Raw genomic sequence first — 18,742 nt, 5'->3', positions numbered from 1 at the left:
CTTTCCGGGGGTCGGACGATCGCCGCATCGCCCTTCGTCGGCGTTGCGGCGCCGCAAAACGCGCGTTACCCCTCGGCCTCAGGATCCCTCTCCAAGCGATGGCAGGCCGAGGACATGAAGCACATTCTGGACGAGCTCGAGCAGCGCCGCGCCACGGCGCGGGCCGGCGGCGGGCAGAAGCGCATCGACGCCCAGCACGCCCGCGGCAAGCTCACCGCCCGCGAGCGGCTGGAGATCTTGCTCGATCCCGGCTCGTTCGAAGAATACGACATGTTCGTCGAGCACCGCTCGAACGACTTCGGCATGGAGAAGCTGAAGATCCCCGGCGACGGCGTCGTCACCGGCTGGGGCACCGTCAACGGCCGCAAGGTGTTCGTCTTCGCGAAGGACTTCACCGTGTTCGGCGGCTCGCTCTCCGAGACCCACGCCCAGAAGATCATCAAGATCCAGGACATGGCGATCCGCAACCGGGCGCCGATCATCGGCCTGTTCGACGCCGGCGGCGCGCGCATCCAGGAGGGCGTCGCTGCGCTCGGCGGCTACGGCGAGGTGTTCCAGCGCAACGTGCTGGCCTCCGGCGTCATCCCGCAGATCTCCGTCATCATGGGTCCCTGCGCGGGCGGCGACGTCTATTCGCCGGCGATGACCGACTTCATCTTCATGGTGCGCGACCGCTCCTACATGTTCGTCACCGGCCCGGACGTGGTGAAGACCGTCACCAACGAGACCGTGACGTCGGAGGAGCTCGGCGGCGCCAAGGTCCACACCACCAAGTCCTCGATCGCCGACGCGGCTTACGACAACGACGTCGACGCGCTGATCGAGATGCGGCGCCTGATGGACTTCCTGCCCGGCAACAACAAGGAGGGCGCGCCGGAGTGGCCGTCCTTCGACGATCCGGAGCGTTACGACCCGTCGCTCGACACGCTGATCCCGGACAACCCGAACAAGCCCTACGACATCAAGGAGCTGATCCTGAAGACGGTCGACGAGGGCGACTTCTTCGAGATCCAGGCCGATTTCGCCAAGAACATCGTGGTCGGCTTCGGCCGCATGGAGGGTCGCACGGTCGGCTTCGTGGCGAACCAGCCCATGGTGCTCGCCGGCGTGCTCGACAGCGACGCCTCCCGCAAGGCGGCGCGGTTCGTGCGCTTCTGCGACTGCTTCGAGATCCCGATCGTCACCTTCGTGGATGTGCCGGGCTTCCTGCCGGGAACGGCGCAGGAGTACGGCGGCCTGATCAAGCACGGCGCCAAGCTGCTGTTCGCCTACGCCGAGGCGACCGTGCCGAAGGTCACGGTCATCACCCGTAAGGCGTTCGGCGGCGCCTACGACGTCATGGCGTCGAAGCATCTGCGCGGCGACGTGAACTACGCCTGGCCTTCGGCCCAGATCGCGGTCATGGGCGCGAAGGGCGCGGTCGAGATCATCTTCCGCGGCGCCGACGCGGAGGGCATCGCGGCCAAGACCAAGGAGTACGAGGACCATTTCCTCACGCCCTTCGTCGCGGCCGAACGCGGCTACATCGACGAGGTCATCAAGCCGCGTTCGACCCGCCGGCGCGTGGCCCGCGCGCTCGCGATGCTCCGGGGCAAGCGCCTCGAAAACCCCTGGAAGAAGCACGACAACATTCCGCTCTGACGCGGGAGGGTCGCTGCTAGACCCTGTCCACGGCCCCTGACAGCCTCTAAGCTCCGGCGGGGCGCGGGAGACGGCGAGGACGCATGCGTCAGGACGAGACGACCGGCGCGATCGGCGGAGGCGACGCCTTCGGGCCGGCGCGCGAGGTCGGGGCCGGGGCGGACGGCCAGGAGGTGCGGCGGCGACGCGTCCTGTACGTCGCCGGCTACATGCCGCAATCGCCGGAACAGCAGCAGATGCTGCTGCGGCTCGACGTTCGGCGGTTCGCGCGGGTCTGGGGCGTGCGCGTCGACGTCGATCGTCAGGTCGCCCATCATCCCGAGACGCCCAGCGCGAGCTGGCCGATCACGCTGAGCGGCGACGGCGTCCATGTGGACGTCACTTATGAGACGCTGCGCTGGGACGACATCGTGGCGCGCGACTTCGCGCAGCCGCTGGCGCTCAAGCTGGTCTACAGCGTCGGCACCATCCTCGAGGGGCTCTTCTCCGGCCTGATCCCGCGCGTCAGCCTCGCCGCGCCGCGCTATGCGCTCGCATGGGCCTATCCGGTCGTTGTCGTCTGCCTCGCCGTCGCGCTCGCGGCGCTGAAGGGCGTGGCGGTGGCGTCGCTCTTCGTCGCGCTCGACGTCGCGTACGAGATCGGCTTGGCGGTGGGCGTCGGCGCGTTCGCCTTCGGCGCCGTGGGGCTGTTGCATCTGCTGCGCCGCAGCGGGAGCTTCGTCGTGCACCTGATGGACGACGGCCGCTCGCAATTGCGGTACGCGCGGCGCGTCGAGCGCACCCTGCATGCGCGCGTCGACGCCTTCGCCGACCGGATCCGCGCGCTGGTCGCGCTGAACGACGCCGACGAAATCCTCGTCGTCGGCCATTCGAGCGGGTCGTTTCTCGCGATCGACGCGCTCGCGCGCGCCTTCGAGGCCGATCCGGAGGTCGGGCGGAAAGGGCCGCGGCTCGCTCTGCTCACGGCCGGCGCGACCGAGCTGCTGGTCGCGCTGCACCCCGCCGCCGGCTGGCTGAGGGCGCGCATCGCGCGGCTCGCCGTGGAGCGCTCCCTGTTCTGGGGCGAGGTGGCGGCGCCGTGGGACGCGCTCAACTTTCCCCACCGCGACCCGGTGACGGAGCTGAAGCTCGACGTGCCGCGGGACCGGCCCAACCCTGTCTTCCGCCGGGTCTACCTGTCGAAGATGAAGACCGAGGGGACCATCCGCGACCTGCGCCGCGGCTTCCGGCTTTTCCGCCTGCATCATCAGTTCGTCATGGCGAACGAGATCCGCGGACCGTACGATTACTTCTCCCTGCTGCTGGGCGCCTGGAGCGCGCGCAGCCAGTTCGCGCGCACCGAGGATCGCTCGCTGATGTCGCCTTTGCCCGGCGTTGCCCCGCCGCCCTTGCCGCGGCCCGCCTTCCTCAAGCCCTTGCCCGAATCCGGCGCGCCCGAGCGCAGGTCGGCGTGGCGGAAACTATGGAGCCGCGGCTGACCGCCCGCCGATGCAGGTTCTGATCGCGGCCATAGGGACGACCGGGGACGTGCTGCCGTTCATCGCGGCGGGCGCGGAGCTGCGCCGGCGCGGCCATGAGGTCACGCTCGCGGCGCCTGCGCCGTTCGAGGCGGCGGCCCGGCGCTCGGGGCTGGACTTCGAGGCGGTGATCTCGGCCTACGAGTACGAGCTGGTCTTCTCCGACCCGTCGCTGTGGCGCCCGCTGATCGGGGCGCGCCGGATGTTCAAGGCGCTGCCGCTCGGCCTCGACCGGATCTACGGTTTCGTGGAGAAGCGGGCCGAAGGCCGCCGGCCGGTGCTGGTCGCCTCGACGCTTGCGATCGGCGCCCGGCTCGCGTTCGAGGCGCTCGGCGGCCATCTCGTCACCGTTCATCTGTCGCCGATGGCGTTTCAGACCCGGCACGATCCCGTGCGCCTGCCGGGCTTTCCCACGCCGCGCTGGCTGCCGGAGAAGCTTGTCTGGAAGGTGCAGATCGGCGCGGACCGGCTCGTGATCGATCCGGTGGCGCTGCCGTCGCTGAACGCCGTCCGCGAGCGGCTGGAGCTCAAGCGCGTCAAGCGGCTGCGCCACTGGTGGAACTCGCCCCAGAAGGTGGTGGCGATGTTCCCGCCCTGGTTTCAGGCCGCGCAGGCGGACTGGCCCGCGCAGTCGGTGCAGTTCGACTTTCCCGCCGCAAGCCAGTTCGGGGGGGAGACCCAAGGCGTCGATCCCGCGCTCGCCGCCTTCCTCGAGGCGGGCGATCCGCCCGTGGTGGTCACCTTCGGCTCCACACGGCGCCGCACCGAAGCGCTCTACGCCGCCGCCGTCGAGGCCTGCGCCGACATCGGCCGGCGCTGCCTCGTGCTGTCGCGCGCGCCGGTCGTCGTGCCGGCGCGGGCCGCGGCCTCCACCTTCGTCGCGCCTTATGCGCCGCTCGGCGCGGTTCTCGAGCGCGCCGCGGCGCTGGTGCATCACGGCGGCGTGGGCACGACCGCGCACGCCTTCGCCGCCGGCGCGCCGCAGATCGTGGCCCCGCTCGCCTTCGACCAGTTCGACCACGCCGCGCGCGTGGCGCGGCTCGGCTGCGGCCTGTGGCTACGGTCCGGCCCGCTTGAGAGGCGCCGTCTCGCGGCGTCCCTGCGGGTTGCGCTGTCGTCGCCGGAGATCGCCCGGCGCTGCGCCGAGACGACGGCCGCCTGCGAGGGCGCGGACGCCGTCTCGCGGCTCTGCGACGAGATCGAGGCGACTGCGGTGGGGCCTGCGCGCAAGCCGAGGCCGCGCCTGCCGCCTTACCCGTACGGTCTCGCGGCGCAGCATGTTTTCGGGGCGTGAAGAGGCTTCAGGCGTCGTCCTTCGGTTAATGGACGCGCTGCGCTGCGGCGCCTAAAAGCGTTCAAGAGTTCACGCCCCTGCCGGTTCCGGGAGCCCTCCCTCCATGTTCAAGAAGATCCTCATCGCCAACCGCGGCGAGATCGCCTGCCGCGTGATCAAGACGGCCAGGCGCATGGGGATCGCGACCGTCGCGGTCTATTCGGACGCCGACAAGGACGCGCTGCATGTGGAGATGGCGGACGAGGCGGTCCATATCGGGCCGCCGGCCGCGGCGCAGTCCTACCTCGTGATCGACAAGATCGTCGCGGCCTGCAAGCAGACGGGCGCCGAGGCGGTCCATCCCGGCTACGGCTTCCTGTCCGAGCGCGCGGCCTTCCCCGAGGCGCTCGCCGCCGAAGGCATCGTCTTCATCGGCCCGAACCCCGCCGCGATCGAGGCGATGGGCGACAAGATCGAGTCCAAGAAGGCCGCGGCCCGCGCCAAGGTCTCGACCGTTCCCGGCAATCTCGGCGTCATCGAGACGCCGGAGGACGCCGTGAAGGTGGCCGAAGAGATCGGCTTCCCCGTCATGATCAAGGCCTCGGCCGGCGGCGGCGGCAAGGGCATGCGCATCGCCTATTCGGCGGACGACGTGGCGGAAGGCTTCCGCGCGTCGAAGTCCGAGGCCAAGTCCTCCTTCGGCGACGACCGCGTCTTCATCGAGAAGTTCATCGTCAATCCGCGCCACATCGAGATCCAGCTTCTCGGCGACAAGCACGGCAACGTCATCTATCTCGGCGAGCGCGAATGCTCGATCCAGCGCCGCAACCAGAAGGTCGTCGAGGAGGCGCCGTCGCCGCTGCTCGACGAGGCCACCCGCCGGGCCATGGGCGAGCAGTCCGTCGCGCTGGCCAAGGCGGTCGGCTACGATTCGGCCGGCACGGTGGAGTTCGTCGCAGGCCAGGACAAGTCGTTCTACTTCCTCGAGATGAACACCCGCCTGCAGGTCGAGCATCCCGTCACCGAGCTCATCACCGGCATCGACCTCGTCGAGCAGATGATCCGCGTGGCCGCCGGCGAGAAGCTGTCGATCACGCAGGAAGACGTGAAGCTCAACGGCTGGGCGGTGGAGAGCCGCATCTACGCCGAGGACCCGTTCCGCAACTTCCTGCCGTCGATCGGCCGGCTGAAGACCTACCGGCCGCCGGTCGAGGAGAGCGTCGGCGGCGTCACCGTGCGCAACGACACCGGCGTCGTCGAGGGCGGCGAGATCTCGCTGCACTACGACCCGATGATCGCGAAGCTCGTGACGCATGCGCCGGACCGGCTCGGCGCCATCCGGGCGCAGGCCGAGGCGCTCGACGCCTTCGCCATCGACGGCATCCAGCACAACATCCCGTTCCTGACCGCGCTGATGGAGCATCCGCGCTGGCAGGAAGGGCGGCTCTCGACCGGCTTCATCGCCGAAGAGTTCCCCGACGGATTCGCGCCCGCGAAGCCCGATGGCGAGATCGCCGCGACGCTGGTCGCGGTCGCCGCCCAGATCGACTGGCTCACCATGGAGCGCCGCCGCGCGATCTCGCACCAGCTCCGCCGTGGCGCGGCCACCAAGGAGCTGCTGCGCACCATCCTGCTCGACGGAGAGCCGACCCGCGCCGAAACCCGCGCCGACGGCGACGCGGTGTCGGTCCGGGTGCTGGGCGCCGACGGCTCCGAGGCCAAAACCTACCGGGTCTCGACCGATTGGAAGCCGGGCGATCCGGTGTGGCGTGGCGAGATCGACGGCAAGCCGGTCTCGGTGCAGGTGCGCAAGCACCCGCCCGCGGGCTGGGACCTCGCCCATCGCGGCGTCGCCGTGCTCGCCCGCATCCATGGAGCGCGCATCGCGGAACTGCTCGCGATGATGCCGGAGCGCGCCGTCGCCGACACGTCCAAGCTGTTGCTCTGCCCGATGCCGGGCCTCGTGGTCTCGATCGCGGTGGAGGAGGGGCAGGAGGTCAAGGCCGGCGAGACGCTCGCCGTCGTCGAGGCCATGAAGATGGAGAACGTGCTGCGCGCCGAGCGCGACGGCAAGATCGCCAAGATCAACGCCAAGCCCGGCGACAGCCTCGCGGTGGACGCGGTGATCCTCGAGCTGGAGTGATGCGGGCCTCCTGATCGCCGCCGTCCTTCCGAGCGGTCGGCCGAAGTCTCGACGCTTTGGGCCGAACCGACACCGTCGGCGGCGCGTAAGTCCGGCGTGGCCAAAACGCTCCGCCTGATCCTCGCCGACCAGCTCACCCGCGGGATCGCCTCGCTCAAGGACCTCGACCTCGCCGCCGACGTCGTGCTGCTGGCCGAGGTGATGGAGGAGGCGACCTACGTCGGCCATCACAAGCAGAAGCTCGTCTTTCTGTTCGCCGCGATGCGCGCCTTCGCCCGCGCGCTGCGCGACGAAGGTGTGACCGTGGACTACGTCGCCCTCGACGATCCCGAGAACGCCGGCTCGCTCGGCGGGGAGGTGAGACGCGCTCTCGCGCGCCACGGCTGCGACCGGCTCACGCTGACGGAGCCCGGCGAGTGGCGCGTGCTCGAGATGATGCAGGACTGGCGCGAGGAGCTCGACGTCGACGTCGTCATCCGCGAGGACGACCGCTTCCTGTGCTCGCGCGCCCGCTTCGAGGCCTGGGCGCACGGCCGCAAAGGGCTGCGCATGGAGTTCTTCTACCGCGAGATGCGGAAGGAGACCGGCCTGCTGATGGACGGCGAGGCGCCTGAAGGCGGCCAGTGGAACTACGACCCCGACAACCGCAAGAGCCTGCCGAAGGGCGTGACGCCGCCCGCCCGCGCCCGCTTCGCGCCCGACGCCGCGGTTCGCGAGGTCATGGAGCTGGTGGAGGCGCGCTTCTCCCGCAATTTCGGGACGCTCGACCATTACGGCTGGGGTTGGACGCGCGCGCAGGCGTTGGAGGCCCTCGCCGCCTTCATAGGCGAGGCGCTGCCCCGCTTCGGCGACTATCAGGACGCCATGAAGGCCGGCGAGCCCTTCCTGTTCCACGGTGCCGTCTCGCCCTACCTCAATGCGGGGCTGCTGACGGCCCGCGAAGTTTGCGACGCCGCAGTCGCGGCCTATGAGGCGGGCGCGGCGCCGCTGAACGCAGTCGAGGGCTTTGTCAGGCAGATCCTTGGCTGGCGGGAGTATGTTCGCGGCGTCTACTGGCTGAAGATGCCGGAGTACCGCGACACCAACGCGCTCGGCGCCGAGCGGAAGCTCCCCGACCTCTACTGGACCGCCGAGACCGATCTGAACTGCCTCGCGCAGTGCGTCGGCGACACCCGCGACCACGCCTACGCCCACCACATCCAGCGCCTGATGGTGCTCGGCAACTTCGCGCTGCTCGGCGGTTTCCGGCCGCGCGAGGTGCAGGACTGGTACCTGCTGGTGTACGCCGACGCCTACGAGTGGGTGGAACTGCCGAACGTGCAGGGCATGGCGCTGTTCGCCGACGGCGGCATGCTGGCGTCAAAACCCTATGCGGCGTCGGGGGCCTACGTCGACCGCATGTCGGACTACTGCAAAAGCTGCCGCTACGACGTGAAGGCGAAGACGGGTGATGACGCCTGCCCGTTCAATTACTTGTACTGGGACTTTCTCATCCGGAACGAAGAAACGCTCGGGCGCAACCCGCGCCTCGCCATGCCCTACCGCAACCTGTCCCGGATGGCTCGGGAGCGCGTCGACGACATCCGCGCGGACGCGACGCGGTTTCTGGATGGACTGCCGGCGACCTACGAGGGGTGAGGGGCGACGCACGCCCTCCCGCGCTGTCATGGTCCGGCCTGACCGGACCATCCCTGTCGGATGCGGAGCTCGACGCCGGAGATGGGTCCTCCGGTCAAGCCGGAGGATGACGGCGAGGATGGACCGCCGCATCGCGCCGGCGCGTCACGTCCCCAGAAACGCCGCTGTCAGCGGGTGGATGCGGGCGATCTCCGCGTCGTCGAAGCCATGACATGGACAACGTGCGGCGCGCCGAGCGCGACGGCAAGATCGCCAAGATCAACGTCAAGCCCGGCGACCGCCTCGCGGTCGACGCGGTTATTCTCGAGCTGGAGTGACGCGGTCCGCCTTGATATTGACGAGCGTCCAAGGCCGCGTTTTCGCTGGGCGCATCAGACTTGTATCGTAGCTTGAGGCGGAACATGCCGAGCTGTGCTACCCAAGAGCTAACATGCACAAGATCTTTGGATTCAGCGGCGGCGGCTATGACGCTGTTCGGATCGTCCAGCTTGGTGACGAAATCGAGGCCGATCACGCGGGACTGTCGCCAGCAGATATTTTTGAAACGTCGGATGAATGGAGGCACAAGGTCGTCGACGATGTCGTCGTGTCTCCTGCCGACGCGGCGCCGGTGCTGGACCTCTGGAACGCGCTTGCCGCTGGTGACCATTCCCGGTGTCACATTCCGCTGCACGGTTTCGAGCTGATTTCGCACGGTCGGAGCGTGTTTACGGTCGCGATTTGCTTCCAGTGCAACTCCGCTCATATCGGAGGTCGGTTGGCGACCGAGCGATGGAGGAGCTTCAACGCTCAAAACCGACAGGCGATCGCTTTCCGCGCGGCGCTCGACCGCTTCTTTCCCAAGAGCTGAATTATGCGCCAGCTATGCTGGCACGACCGCTCAGTCGACCGGCGACCACGGCCTCGGCGGAAGACGCTGACTGAAGGATGCTTTCATTCCCTGTCTCCTCGTGGCGGCCCGCCCGACTGGGCGGCGAGCGCGCGACCAGTCGTTCTTATCTTTTCGGCGGCGCCATCGGGCCGCCGACCTCGATCGCCCGGACGTATCCCGGCTCCGCCTTGAGCCGTTCGAGATAGGTCGCGATCGCCGGGCGCTCGGCCAGCAGGCCGGCGTGGCTCGCCATCTCGAGGATGTAGACGAACTGGATGTCGGCCAGCGTCAGCCCGTCGCCCATGACGAAGCGGCTCGCGCCGACCGCGCCTTCGATCAGGTCGAGGCTCTTGCCCAACGTCACCTTGACGAAGGTCTCCATGCCGCCGGTGAAGCCGCCGTTCCGCGCGCCGACCGCGGCCATCATCACGGGAAAGGCCGCGGTGCCCTCGACGTAATGCAGCCATTCCTCGTGCCGCAGCCGCCCCGAGGCGTCCTGCGGCGTGAACCGGCCGCCGCCATAGGTCCGGTCGATGTGCTGGAGGATGACGGCGGACTCGCCGATGATGAGCCCGCCGTCCTCGACCACCGGGGCCTTGCCGAGCGGGTGGATCGTCTTTAGCCGCTCCGGCGCGCGGAAGTTCGCGTCGCGCTCGTAGCGTTCGAGCCGGTAGGGGAGCCCGAGCTCCTCCAGCAGCCAGATCACGCGCGTCGATCGCGAGAAGGTCAGGTGATGGACCGTCAGCATGGGCGGAACCTTGGCGTGCGGCGTTTCGCCGTCGGACCGTGGGGCGCGGGAGCGCCGCCGCCGTTCGACATGGCCGCGCGTCCCTTTAAGCTCGGCCTCATGCTCCACTATTTCGCCTATGGCGCAAACATGCGTCGCAGCTCGATGGCGCGGCGCTGTCCGGGCGCGGAGCCGGTGGGGCCGGCGCGGCTCGAGGGCTGGCGCTTCGCGATCTCGCGCGACGGTTACGCGACGGTGCTGCGCGCGGCCGGCGCCACGACCCACGGCGTGCTGTGGCGCCTGACGGAGCGGGACCTCTGGGCGCTCGACGCGTTCGAGCGCGTCGCGATGGGGCTCTACCGCAAGGAGAGGCTGCGCGTGCGGGGGCCGGACGGCCCGCGGCGGGCGATCGTCTACGTCTCCCGCTTCGTCGAGCCGGGCGTGGCCGTCTCCGGCTACATGACGGAGATGGTCATTCCGGCGGCTCTCGAATGGGGGTTGCCGGAGCCCTATCTCGCCGAGCTCGGACGGTTTGCGCGAGGAGCCCGCGGCGGCCCCGCGGCGCAGGGAGGGTTTCGATGAGCGAGCCGGTGGCGGAACTGGTGATCAAGGGCCGCGTCCAGGGCGTGAGCTTCCGCGTCTGGGCCCAGGCGACGGCGACCTCGCTCGGGCTTCGCGGGCTGGTGCGCAACCGCCGGGACGGCTCGGTCCAGGCCATCGTGACCGGCCCGGAAGAGCGCATCGCCGCTTTCGCGGAGGCTTGCCGCGCCGGACCGCCGGCTGCGGAGGTGGACTCCGTCGAGCGCCGAGCCGCGGCCGAGGACGCGCTTCCCGAGCTCAAGGGCGTCGAGATCGCCCGCACCGAGTGACCTCGAAGACACGAAATTGCTCTTTACCCCTCCCGATGTGCGGCGCACAATCCGATATTGCTTTGCAACATAAGCGTTCTCTGTGAAACTCTGCGTTTGACCGTCGCGGCGGAGCCTCCGCCCGGCGCGTCAGGAAGCCTGAAGCCGGAACGGCTGAACCCATCGGCCGCCGGCGCGCGTCGCGGATCCCGGGGGTCCGCGCCTGTCGTCACCGCGGCCCTCGCGCCGCAGGAGGTCAGCGGCGGTCCGGCATGCAGATTGGCGGCGTCCAGCGCTTGGTCCTGAAGTTCGCGGCTGCGGGCGCGGCGCTGCTGCTCATGCAGGCGGGGTCGCCGGGGATCGGGCCTGTGGGCTACGGCGGCGACGTCCGGCAGTTCGCGAGCACGGAGGTCGAGGGCGTGACCCGCGCCGCCTGCGTGTCGCCCGACGCGTTCGTGGTGCTGGACACGTTCCGCTACTATCGGCCCGCCAACATCGACGACGATCTGGTCGATCCCGACCGCCCCGGCTCGTCCCGGATCGGCCATGGCGACATCGTCGCGGCGATCGCCAGGCTGTCGCACGAGAAGGTCACGCCCTACCAGATCGATCCGGTCTTCAACGCCCGCACGCTGGCGCGCGATCTGGCGCGGCTGGCGGGCGACATCGAGCGCGGCCGGATCGAGCGGCCGGCGGCCGTCATCAGCTCCATCGTGCTTCCGGTCGATCTGGAGGACGTCAACCGGCGCCTCCCGCCCGACCGGCGCGTCTCGTCGCGCGACATCGCCGCGCGCAAGGCGGAGGTGTTCGACGTCATCGCCGGCGAGTCCGAGGACAACCCCTACCGGATCGTCCGGGACGCGCTCGCGACGCTGAAGCGCGAACGCGTGCCGGTGTTCGTCGCGGCCGGCAACACCGCGCCCGACACGCTGGTCAACGTGCTCGGCCTCGGTGAGGGCGTCTATTCCGTCGGCGCGCTCGACGCGGAGGGGCGGCGCGCCGCCTACACCAGCATGCCGGACCTCGTGGCGCTCTGGGCGCCGGGACAGTTCGTGCTGACCGAGGCGGAGGGCGGCGTCAGCCTGAACCGCGCCGCGGAGGTCGCCTTCCGGGGCGTCGCAATGCCGGACGAGAAGGCGGTGATCGCCCGCTTCGCTGGCCGGCGGCCGGAGGAGGTCGCGCTCAACCTGCCCGAGGCGCTGACGCGGGCGCCGGCGCAGATGTCGCCGCGGATGCGGCGCAGCTTCGTCCAGCGGTTCCTCGAGCCCGGCGTTTATCGGACGGAAGACCTGCTGACGGCTTACGGCTATCCTCGCTCCGCCGGCCATTTCGCCCGGTCGCTGGAGCAGGGCGCCTACATGCACTACCCCTCCGACATGATCTTCCGCGTCGACAGGAGCGGCCGGCTCGCCTTCGATCCGCTCGGCGACGGCGGGCCGGGCCAACTCGCCGCCAACGACGCCACCTCGTTCGCGGCGCCCAACCTGTGCGCGTCGGGCCGGTCCGCGGCGCTCGCCCTGACCGCGTCGCGCAGCCGATGAGGCGGGCCGGCCGCCGCGCCTGATGCGCCGCTTTCCGCCCGAACGCATCGTCTGCCTCACCGAGGAGACGGTCGAGACGCTGTACCTCCTCGGCGAGGACCGGCGCATCGTGGGCGTGTCCGGCTACGCCGTGCGTCCGCCCCAGGTCCGCCGGGAGAAGCCCCGCGTCGCCGCCTTCACCTCGGCGGATATCCCGAAGATCCTCGCGCTCGAGCCCGATCTCGTGCTGGCGTTCTCGGACCTGCAGGCCGACATCGTCGCCGATCTCGCGCGGGCGGGCGTCGCGACCCACGCGTTCAACCAGCGCGATCTCGCCGGCGTTCTCGCGATGATCCGCACGGTCGGCGCTCTCGTCGGCGCCTTCGGGAAGGCGGACGCGCTCGCGGCCGGCTACGAGGCCCGGCTGCGCGACATCCGGGCGGAGAACGAGGGACGGCCGCGGCCCCGGGTCTATTTCGAGGAATGGGACGAGCCCATGATCAGCGGCATCGGCTGGGTGTCGGAGCTCGTCGGCGTCGCGGGCGGCGACGACGTGTTCCCGGAGCGCGCCCGCAACGCCGCGGCGCGGGACCGCGTCGTGACGTGCGAGGACGTAATCGCCGCCGCGCCTGACGTCATCCTCGCCTCGTGGTGCGGCAAGAAGGTCTCGCCCGACCGCATCCGGGCCCGTCCCGGCTGGGACGCCGTTCCCGCCGTGCGGGACGGACGCATCGTCGAGATCAAGTCGGCGCTGATTCTCCAGCCGGGGCCGGCGGCGCTGACCGACGGCCTCGACGCGATCCGCCGGGCGCTGCGGGGCTGAGCGCGGACGGAACGCCAGGCGCTTGAGCCCGCCGCCCGGCTTGGGTCAAGATCGCCGCGTCCGCCATCGGAGCCGCCATGCCGCCGTCCCACGCCACGCCCGAGACGCTCGCCCGCCGCATCGCCCAAGGCCGGGGGAGGGAGCCGGCGGACCTCGTGATCAAGGGCGCTCGCGTGCTCGACGTCGTCACCGCGACCCTGTTCGAGAGCGACGTGGCGATCGCGGGCGACGTCATCGTCGGAACCTTCGGGGAGTACGAGGGCGCGGAGACGATCGACGGCCGCGGGCTGACCGTGGCGCCGGGCTTCATCGACACGCATCTCCACATCGAATCCTCCCTGCTGACGCCGCTCGAGTTCGACCGCTGCGTGCTGCCGCACGGCGTGACGACCGCGCTCTGGGACCCGCACGAGATCGCCAACGTGCTGGGCGCGGCGGGGATCGACTACGCGCTCAGGGCCGCCGCCGCCGCGGTGATGGACATCCGGGTCAACCTGTCCTCCTGCGTGCCGGCCTCGCCGCTGGAGACGGCCGCCGCCCGACTGGAGGTGGACGACCTGCTGCCGTTCCGCGGCCGCGAGGGCGTGCTCGGCCTCGCCGAGTTCATGAACTTCCCCGGCGTGCTGAACGCCGATCCCGGCTGCCTCGCCAAGCTCGCGGCGTTTCAGGACGGCCATATCGACGGCCACGCGCCGCTGGTGCGGGGCCGAGACCTCAACGGCTATCTCGCCGCCGGCATCCGCACCGACCACGAGGCCACCAGCTACGAGGAGGGGCTCGAGAAGCTGCGCAAGGGCATGACGGTGCTGATCCGCGAGAGCTCGATCGCCAAGGACCTGCGCGCGCTCTGGCCGCTGATCACGCCGGAGACCTCGGCCTTCGTCGCGCTCTGTACCGACGACCGCAACCCGGTCGAGATCGCGGCGGAAGGCCATCTCGACCACATGATCCGCTGGACGATCGCGCAAGGGGCGCCGCCCGCGCATGTCTACCGCGCGGCGAGCTGGTCCGGCGCCAACGCCTTCGGGCTGCGCGACCGCGGGCTCGTCGCGCCGGGAAAGCGCGCCGATCTCGTGCTGCTCTCGGACTACGAGGGTTGCCGGGTCGAGCATGTCATCGCCGGCGGGCGCCTCGTGACCGACGCGCTGTTCGACGCGCGGACCGCGCCCGATCCCGTCGGTCTCGACAGCGTGAAGGTCGCGCCTGTCTCGGCCGACGACCTGCGGGTCGCGGGCAGGGGCGGGCCGAGGCCGGTCATCGGCGTCATTCCGGGCAAGATCGTCACCGAGCGCCTCACGCTCGACCTCGCGGCGCGCGACGGCGTGGTGGGCTCCGATCCCGCGCAGGACGCGCTGTCCGTCGCGGTGGTCGCCCGGCACGGCGGACCGCGCACCATCGGCCGGGGATTCGTGAAGGGCTTCACGCTCAAGGGCGGCGCGATCGCATCCTCCGTCGGCCATGACAGCCACAACCTCTGCGTGGTCGGGGTCGACGCTGAGGACATGGCCCAGGCGGTCAACCGGGTGATCGCGCTCGGCGGCGGCTTCGTGGTGGCGGGCGGCGGCGAGGTGAGGGCGGAGCTCGCGCTGCCGGTCGCCGGGCTGATGAGCCTCGATCCGCATGAGGTGGTGCGCGAACGCCTGCTCGCGCTGCGGGCCGCGGCGAGGGCGCTTGGCTGCGGACTGGACGAGCCGTTCCTGCAGGTCGCGTTCCTGCCGCTCACCGTGATCCCGCATCTCAAGATCAGCGACCTCGGCATGGTCGACGTGGACCGGTTCGAGGTCATCGCCGAATGACGCGGACGACGGATCGGCCGCGCGGCCGCGCCGCCGCCGTTCCGGGACCTCCGCATGCCGGCTGATCCGCTCGGGCGCGTGCTCGAAGGGCTGCCCGAGCGGCGCGTCCTCGTGGTCTCGGACCGTTATCCGCCGGACGCCGCGGGCGGCGCCGAGCGCAGCCTGCATCTGATGCTGCGGGAGGAGCCGCTGCGCGGGCTGGCGCTGGTGGCGACCTTCGACAAGGCGCTGGCCGCTCCGGAGCGCCGCAGCGTCGACGGGGTAGAGATCCTGGCCTTGCCGGCGCCCGCGGCGTGGCCGCTGCACCGTCTCAGCCAGTTCGAGGTCGACGCGCTGAAGCGCCGGCCGTTCGGATTGAAATGGGCGACGTTCCTGCGCGAGGTCGCCCACGACCTTCGCGCCGACCCGGTCGAACGCGCGCGCGCCTTCGGCGTGCGCTTCTTCGGGCGTCCCGAGGGCGGCGTCGCCATGGACCATCGGACGGTCGCCGAGAGCGGTCTCGAACAGGCGATCGCGCGCATCGTCGCGCATGTGAAGCCCGATCTCGTCCACGCCGACAACGCCCGCGCCATTCTGGCCTCCGCCGGCGCGCTTACCGACGCCGGCCCGCCCCTGATCGCGGTCGTCCGCGACCATCGGTTCTCGACGCCGAACTTCCGCCAGACCTTCGATGTGGCCGGCGAAGGCGGGACCGCCGTGGCGGACGCCTTCGCGCGGCGAGCGCTCGCCTTCCGGCAGGAGCGATTGCGGCGCGCGGACCTCGTTCTCGTCACGAGCGCGCATGTCGAAGCGCTGGTGCGGGCGGCGGCTGCGCCGGAACGTGTGCGCCGGCTCGCGCTGACGCCGGTGGAGCCGGCGCCCGTCGTCGCCGTCCCGCCGGAGGGGTTCAACGTCGCGGTGGTCGGGTCGCTCAACGCCAACAAAGGGCAGGCGGGTTTGATCGAGGCCTGGCCGGAGGTGCTCGCGCGCCGGCCGGACGCGACGCTCGAGATCGCCGGCGAGGGGCCAGACCGTGCGGCGCTGGCGGCGCTGATCGAACGGCTCGGCGTCGCGGACCGTGTGCGCCTGCTCGGTCCGGTCGAGGGCGTCGAGCGGGACCGGCTTTTCGGCCGCAGCCATGTGGTCGCGCTGCCGACTCTGTGGGAGGAGCCGTTCGGCCGCGTCGCCGTCGAGGCGGGCGCGGCCGGACGTCCGGTGGTCGCCTACGCCGTCGGCGGACACGCCGAGACGGTCGTCGACGGCGTCACCGGCCGGCTGGCGCCGGCTGGCGACCGCGCCGCCTTCATCGACGCGCTTCTGGCGCTCGGCGACGACCCCGAAGCCCGCGTGCGATTCGGCGAAGCGGGCAGGAAAAGGGCCGAATCCTACGCTCCCGGACCGCTGGCGGCGGGCCTCGCCGACGTGTGGCGGGAGGTCGCTGGGCGCGCAAAGACGGCGTTTTAGCGCGTTTGAGCCATGAGGAGCCGCGAGACGGCGTCACGGTCGGGTGATATTGAGCGCTGATGCCTGCGTCCGCCGACCTCGTGATCGTCTCCTCGCCGCTGCAGTATCTGAACGCCGTCGAGTGGCGCCGCCGCCGCCCGGAGCGCGCCGTCGACCTCGTGCTGCTCGGCGACCGGGCGGGCGGGGGGGCCGCGATCGATCTCCTGATGGCGCGCGCCCCGTCGCTCTGGCGTTCGGTCCGGCGCTGCGAGGGGCGGCCGCGGTCCTCGCGCAAGGCGCCGCGGATTCTGCGCGACGCGGTCGACCTCTTGCACCGCGCCCGGCTTCGCCGGCTCGCCGCGTCGCTCGCCGGCGACGGATATGCGGCTCTCGCCTTCGGCGACTACCGCAATCGGTCCCAGCGCGAACTGGTGGACCGGATCGCCCATGACGAGCTGACGCTGCTGGACGACGGTTCGATCACTCCGCAGGCGGCGCGCTGCCGCGCGGGCGAACCGACGCCCGATCCGTCGCGCTTCGCCGATCGCTGGCTGCGCACGCGGCTCGCCCGCGCGCTGTTCGGCGGCGATCGGCCGATCGATCCGCCGCGGCTCACCTTTTTCACGATCTATGGCGCTCTGATCGAGCCGACGCTTCGCCCGGGCGACCGGGTCGAGCGGCACGCCTTCGAAAGCTGGCGGACGGACGCTCCCGCCCGGAGCGGCGACGAGGTCTGGCTTCTCGGCGCGAACCATGTGGAGGCGGGCATCGCCTGCGTCGAGACCCACCGACGGCTGATCGTCGAGGGCGTTGCGGCCCTGCGGCGCATGGGGCTTCATGGCCCCGTGCTGTACCGGCCGCACCGCGGCGAGGACCGATCGGCCGCCGAGGCGCTCGCGCGTGCGGCGGGGGCGCGGTTCGAGCCGTCGATCACGCCCGTCGAGCTCGCCTATCTCGACGCTCCGGTGAAGCCGGCGGCGGTCGCCGTCGTCGCCTCGTCCGCGGCCGACACGCTGTCGGTTATCGATCCCAAGCTGCCCATCATCCGTTTCGCGCTGCCGGAGGGCTATCTGAAACGGCAGCGGGACCACATCCTCGCCGTTGTTCGCGCGCATGACGCGTTCATAAAGCGCCTCCGCGTCATCCACCCGGACGACGCGCCGGTCCACAGGTCCCTCGCCATCCGATGACGTCAGCCCAGCAATCGCAAGGACAGGAGCACGCGCAGGGCCGCTTCGCCGGCCGGCGCATTCTCGCTCTCGGGACCTTCGATTCCTTCGTGAAGACGGCGGCGGCGATCGGGCGCCGGTTCGAGGATGAAGGCGCCAGCCTCCGGATCGCGGCGGTGTCGACGGCCTCCGGCCAGCTCTCGCCGCGGCAGTTGCGGGCGGGGGGCGTCAGCGAAAGCATCCCGATCGTCTCGACCGAGCAGATCGTGGCGAGCCGGCTGTTCCGCGACGCGCATGTGGCGATCGCGGTCGTCGACGGCGGACGCGCGCGCGAGCTGTTCCTGGCGCTGGCCTCCGCCGATTTCAGCCGCGAGCGGTCGCGGCCGATCGTCATCATCGCCTCGCCCGGCGTCGTGCTGGCGGACCATCTCGCGGGGTTCATGAGCCGCGCGCCGGCCGATCTGCTGTGCTTCAACACCGAACGCGACCTCGCGCTCTACCGGGCCGCGGCCGCGGAGATCGGCGTCGACGACACCAACGGGCTGGTCACGGGGCTGCTCGGCCTTCCGACCGCGCCGCGCGCCGCGCCGGCGGGCGCGCCGCTCGTCACCTTCTTCGAGCAGCCGATCATTCCGGCGCGGCGGATGCAGCGCCTCCACATTCTCGGCGAGCTGACCACGCTCGCCCGCCGCCATCCGGAAGCGCAGGTGCTGATCAAGCTCCGGCACGCCCGCGACGAGACCGCGCATCACGGCGCCCGCTTCCATCTCGAGGACCTCGCGCGCGAGGCGTTCGCCCGCGGCGGGCGGCCGAAGAACCTGAACTTCACCCACGAGCCGGCGTCCGAGCTGCTCGACCGCACCTCGCTCGCGGTCTCGGTCAGCTCGACCGTGGCCGTCGAGGCGATGGCGCGCGGCGTTCCGACCCGGATCGTGTCGGATTTCGGCGTATCGGAGGCGCTGGGCACGAGCTTCTTCGTCGGATCAGGCTGTCTCGCGCCGCTCGCGTCGCTCGCTCCCGATCTTCCCGCCGTCGTGGACGCGAGCTGGCTCGCCGCCCATTCCGGGGCGACGCCGGACGTCGAAGGGCTGCTCACGCGGTGCCTCGCGCTGATCGAGGGCCAGGACCGGCTGGAGGCTCCGCTGCCGCTGAGGCCGCTCGTGCCGGCCTACGGCTCGGCGGACTGGCTCTCCTTCGCGCTTGGAAAGGGGGGCGCCATCGCGGTCCACGCGCCCCATCTGATTGAACGTTCGCGCCGGGGAGCGGGCGTGGTCGCCGCCGTCGCGCGGAGGTTGCGACAAGTCAAGCCCTTCGCGCCACGAGGGTAAAACCCTGTAAAGTCACTTCCTAAGTC

Annotated in this window: 15 protein-coding genes and 1 pseudogene; 15 read left to right on the top strand and 1 reads right to left on the bottom strand. The window is 70.8% G+C overall.

Features of this window, described 5'->3' with window-relative positions; all coding sequences use genetic code 11:
* Positions 1-114 precede the first annotated feature (114 nt).
* From ACFSCV_RS03630 to ACFSCV_RS03600, 7 genes and pseudogenes are all read left to right on the top strand, one after another.
* Positions 115-1,641 carry an acyl-CoA carboxylase subunit beta gene (locus ACFSCV_RS03630; protein WP_378797105.1) on the top strand — a complete coding sequence of 509 codons (1,527 nt, stop codon included), beginning with the start codon at positions 115-117 and terminating at the stop codon, positions 1,639-1,641.
* An 83-nt stretch (positions 1,642-1,724) separates the two neighbouring features.
* Positions 1,725-3,119: a hypothetical protein gene (locus ACFSCV_RS03625; RefSeq protein ID WP_378797103.1), complete on the top strand. Its 1,395-nt coding sequence runs from the start codon at positions 1,725-1,727 to the stop codon at positions 3,117-3,119.
* A 10-nt stretch (positions 3,120-3,129) separates the two neighbouring features.
* A complete protein-coding gene (locus ACFSCV_RS03620) occupies positions 3,130-4,452 on the top strand; it encodes a glycosyltransferase (protein WP_378797101.1) in 1,323 nt (440 codons plus the stop codon).
* A 103-nt stretch (positions 4,453-4,555) separates the two neighbouring features.
* Positions 4,556-6,574, top strand: coding sequence for an acetyl-CoA carboxylase biotin carboxylase subunit (locus ACFSCV_RS03615; protein ID WP_378797099.1), 2,019 nt, complete (start codon positions 4,556-4,558; stop codon positions 6,572-6,574).
* Between the two features lie 96 nt (positions 6,575-6,670).
* On the top strand, positions 6,671-8,212 hold the full coding sequence (locus tag ACFSCV_RS03610; RefSeq protein WP_378797097.1) for a cryptochrome/photolyase family protein: 1,542 nt from the start codon (positions 6,671-6,673) through the stop codon (positions 8,210-8,212).
* Between the two features lie 168 nt (positions 8,213-8,380).
* Positions 8,381-8,529, top strand: a pseudogene (locus tag ACFSCV_RS03605) (biotin/lipoyl-containing protein); the annotation flags it as partial.
* A 113-nt stretch (positions 8,530-8,642) separates the two neighbouring features.
* Positions 8,643-9,062, top strand: coding sequence for a hypothetical protein (locus tag ACFSCV_RS03600; protein WP_378797095.1), 420 nt, complete (start codon positions 8,643-8,645; stop codon positions 9,060-9,062).
* 145 nt (positions 9,063-9,207) lie between these two features.
* Here ACFSCV_RS03600 and ACFSCV_RS03595 read toward each other — a convergent pair whose 3' ends face one another.
* Positions 9,208-9,831, bottom strand: a complete 624-nt coding sequence (locus ACFSCV_RS03595) for a glutathione S-transferase family protein (protein WP_378797093.1) — start codon at positions 9,829-9,831, stop codon at positions 9,208-9,210.
* Between the two features lie 15 nt (positions 9,832-9,846).
* On the opposite strand from ACFSCV_RS03595, the gene ACFSCV_RS03590 reads away from it, so the two are divergent.
* The 8 genes from ACFSCV_RS03590 to ACFSCV_RS03555 all read left to right on the top strand — a co-directional run bounded on the left by ACFSCV_RS03590 (position 9,847) and on the right by ACFSCV_RS03555 (position 18,716).
* Positions 9,847-10,392, top strand: coding sequence for a gamma-glutamylcyclotransferase family protein (locus ACFSCV_RS03590; protein ID WP_378797091.1), 546 nt, complete (start codon positions 9,847-9,849; stop codon positions 10,390-10,392).
* Positions 10,389-10,679 (top strand): acylphosphatase, encoded by a 291-nt coding sequence (locus ACFSCV_RS03585; protein WP_378797089.1) that lies wholly within the window; start codon positions 10,389-10,391, stop codon positions 10,677-10,679. The genes ACFSCV_RS03590 and ACFSCV_RS03585 overlap by 4 nt, the downstream gene beginning before the upstream one ends.
* Positions 10,680-10,930: 251 nt before the next feature.
* Positions 10,931-12,199 carry a hypothetical protein gene (locus ACFSCV_RS03580; RefSeq protein WP_378797087.1) on the top strand — a complete coding sequence of 423 codons (1,269 nt, stop codon included), beginning with the start codon at positions 10,931-10,933 and terminating at the stop codon, positions 12,197-12,199.
* 22 nt (positions 12,200-12,221) lie between these two features.
* Entirely contained in the window at positions 12,222-13,001 is a 780-nt protein-coding gene (locus ACFSCV_RS03575) for a cobalamin-binding protein (RefSeq protein ID WP_378797085.1), read from the top strand.
* A 77-nt stretch (positions 13,002-13,078) separates the two neighbouring features.
* Positions 13,079-14,797 carry an adenine deaminase gene (gene ade, locus ACFSCV_RS03570; RefSeq protein WP_378797083.1) on the top strand — a complete coding sequence of 573 codons (1,719 nt, stop codon included), beginning with the start codon at positions 13,079-13,081 and terminating at the stop codon, positions 14,795-14,797.
* Positions 14,798-14,851: 54 nt separating this feature from the next.
* The gene (locus tag ACFSCV_RS03565) at positions 14,852-16,240 is read left to right on the top strand and encodes a glycosyltransferase (RefSeq protein WP_378797081.1); all 1,389 of its coding nucleotides are present in this window, start codon (positions 14,852-14,854) and stop codon (positions 16,238-16,240) included.
* Between the two features lie 59 nt (positions 16,241-16,299).
* Positions 16,300-17,409 (top strand): hypothetical protein, encoded by a 1,110-nt coding sequence (locus ACFSCV_RS03560; RefSeq protein ID WP_378797079.1) that lies wholly within the window; start codon positions 16,300-16,302, stop codon positions 17,407-17,409.
* Positions 17,406-18,716, top strand: a complete 1,311-nt coding sequence (locus ACFSCV_RS03555) for a DUF6716 putative glycosyltransferase (RefSeq protein ID WP_378797077.1) — start codon at positions 17,406-17,408, stop codon at positions 18,714-18,716. Before ACFSCV_RS03560 ends, ACFSCV_RS03555 begins: the two co-directional genes overlap by 4 nt.
* Positions 18,717-18,742: the final 26 nt, after the last annotated feature.

Origin of the sequence: Methylopila henanensis (assembly GCF_042681025.1) — a bacterium.
In the GTDB taxonomy this organism is placed as follows: Bacteria; Pseudomonadota; Alphaproteobacteria; order Rhizobiales; family Methylopilaceae; genus Methylopila; species Methylopila henanensis.
Note: the sequence above shows the minus strand (reverse complement) of the source record. Positions and strands in the feature narration are given on the sequence as shown.

Bases quoted from the DNA above. Each gene is read 5' to 3' on its own strand.
- ACFSCV_RS03585 (WP_378797089.1), top strand. From the start codon at position 10,389: ATGAGCGAGCCGGTGGCGGAACTGGTGATCAAGGGCCGCGTCCAGGGC.
- ACFSCV_RS03580 (WP_378797087.1), top strand. From the start codon at position 10,931: ATGCAGATTGGCGGCGTCCAGCGCTTGGTCCTGAAGTTCGCGGCTGCG.
- ACFSCV_RS03555 (WP_378797077.1), top strand. From the start codon at position 17,406: ATGACGTCAGCCCAGCAATCGCAAGGACAGGAGCACGCGCAGGGCCGC.
- ACFSCV_RS03615 (WP_378797099.1), top strand. From the start codon at position 4,556: ATGTTCAAGAAGATCCTCATCGCCAACCGCGGCGAGATCGCCTGCCGC.
- ACFSCV_RS03595 (WP_378797093.1), bottom strand. From the start codon at position 9,831: ATGCTGACGGTCCATCACCTGACCTTCTCGCGATCGACGCGCGTGATC.
- ACFSCV_RS03630 (WP_378797105.1), top strand. From the start codon at position 115: ATGAAGCACATTCTGGACGAGCTCGAGCAGCGCCGCGCCACGGCGCGG.
- ACFSCV_RS03625 (WP_378797103.1), top strand. From the start codon at position 1,725: ATGCGTCAGGACGAGACGACCGGCGCGATCGGCGGAGGCGACGCCTTC.
- ACFSCV_RS03600 (WP_378797095.1), top strand. From the start codon at position 8,643: ATGCACAAGATCTTTGGATTCAGCGGCGGCGGCTATGACGCTGTTCGG.
- ACFSCV_RS03575 (WP_378797085.1), top strand. From the start codon at position 12,222: ATGCGCCGCTTTCCGCCCGAACGCATCGTCTGCCTCACCGAGGAGACG.
- ACFSCV_RS03620 (WP_378797101.1), top strand. From the start codon at position 3,130: ATGCAGGTTCTGATCGCGGCCATAGGGACGACCGGGGACGTGCTGCCG.
- ACFSCV_RS03565 (WP_378797081.1), top strand. From the start codon at position 14,852: ATGCCGGCTGATCCGCTCGGGCGCGTGCTCGAAGGGCTGCCCGAGCGG.
- ACFSCV_RS03560 (WP_378797079.1), top strand. From the start codon at position 16,300: ATGCCTGCGTCCGCCGACCTCGTGATCGTCTCCTCGCCGCTGCAGTAT.
- ade (WP_378797083.1), top strand. From the start codon at position 13,079: ATGCCGCCGTCCCACGCCACGCCCGAGACGCTCGCCCGCCGCATCGCC.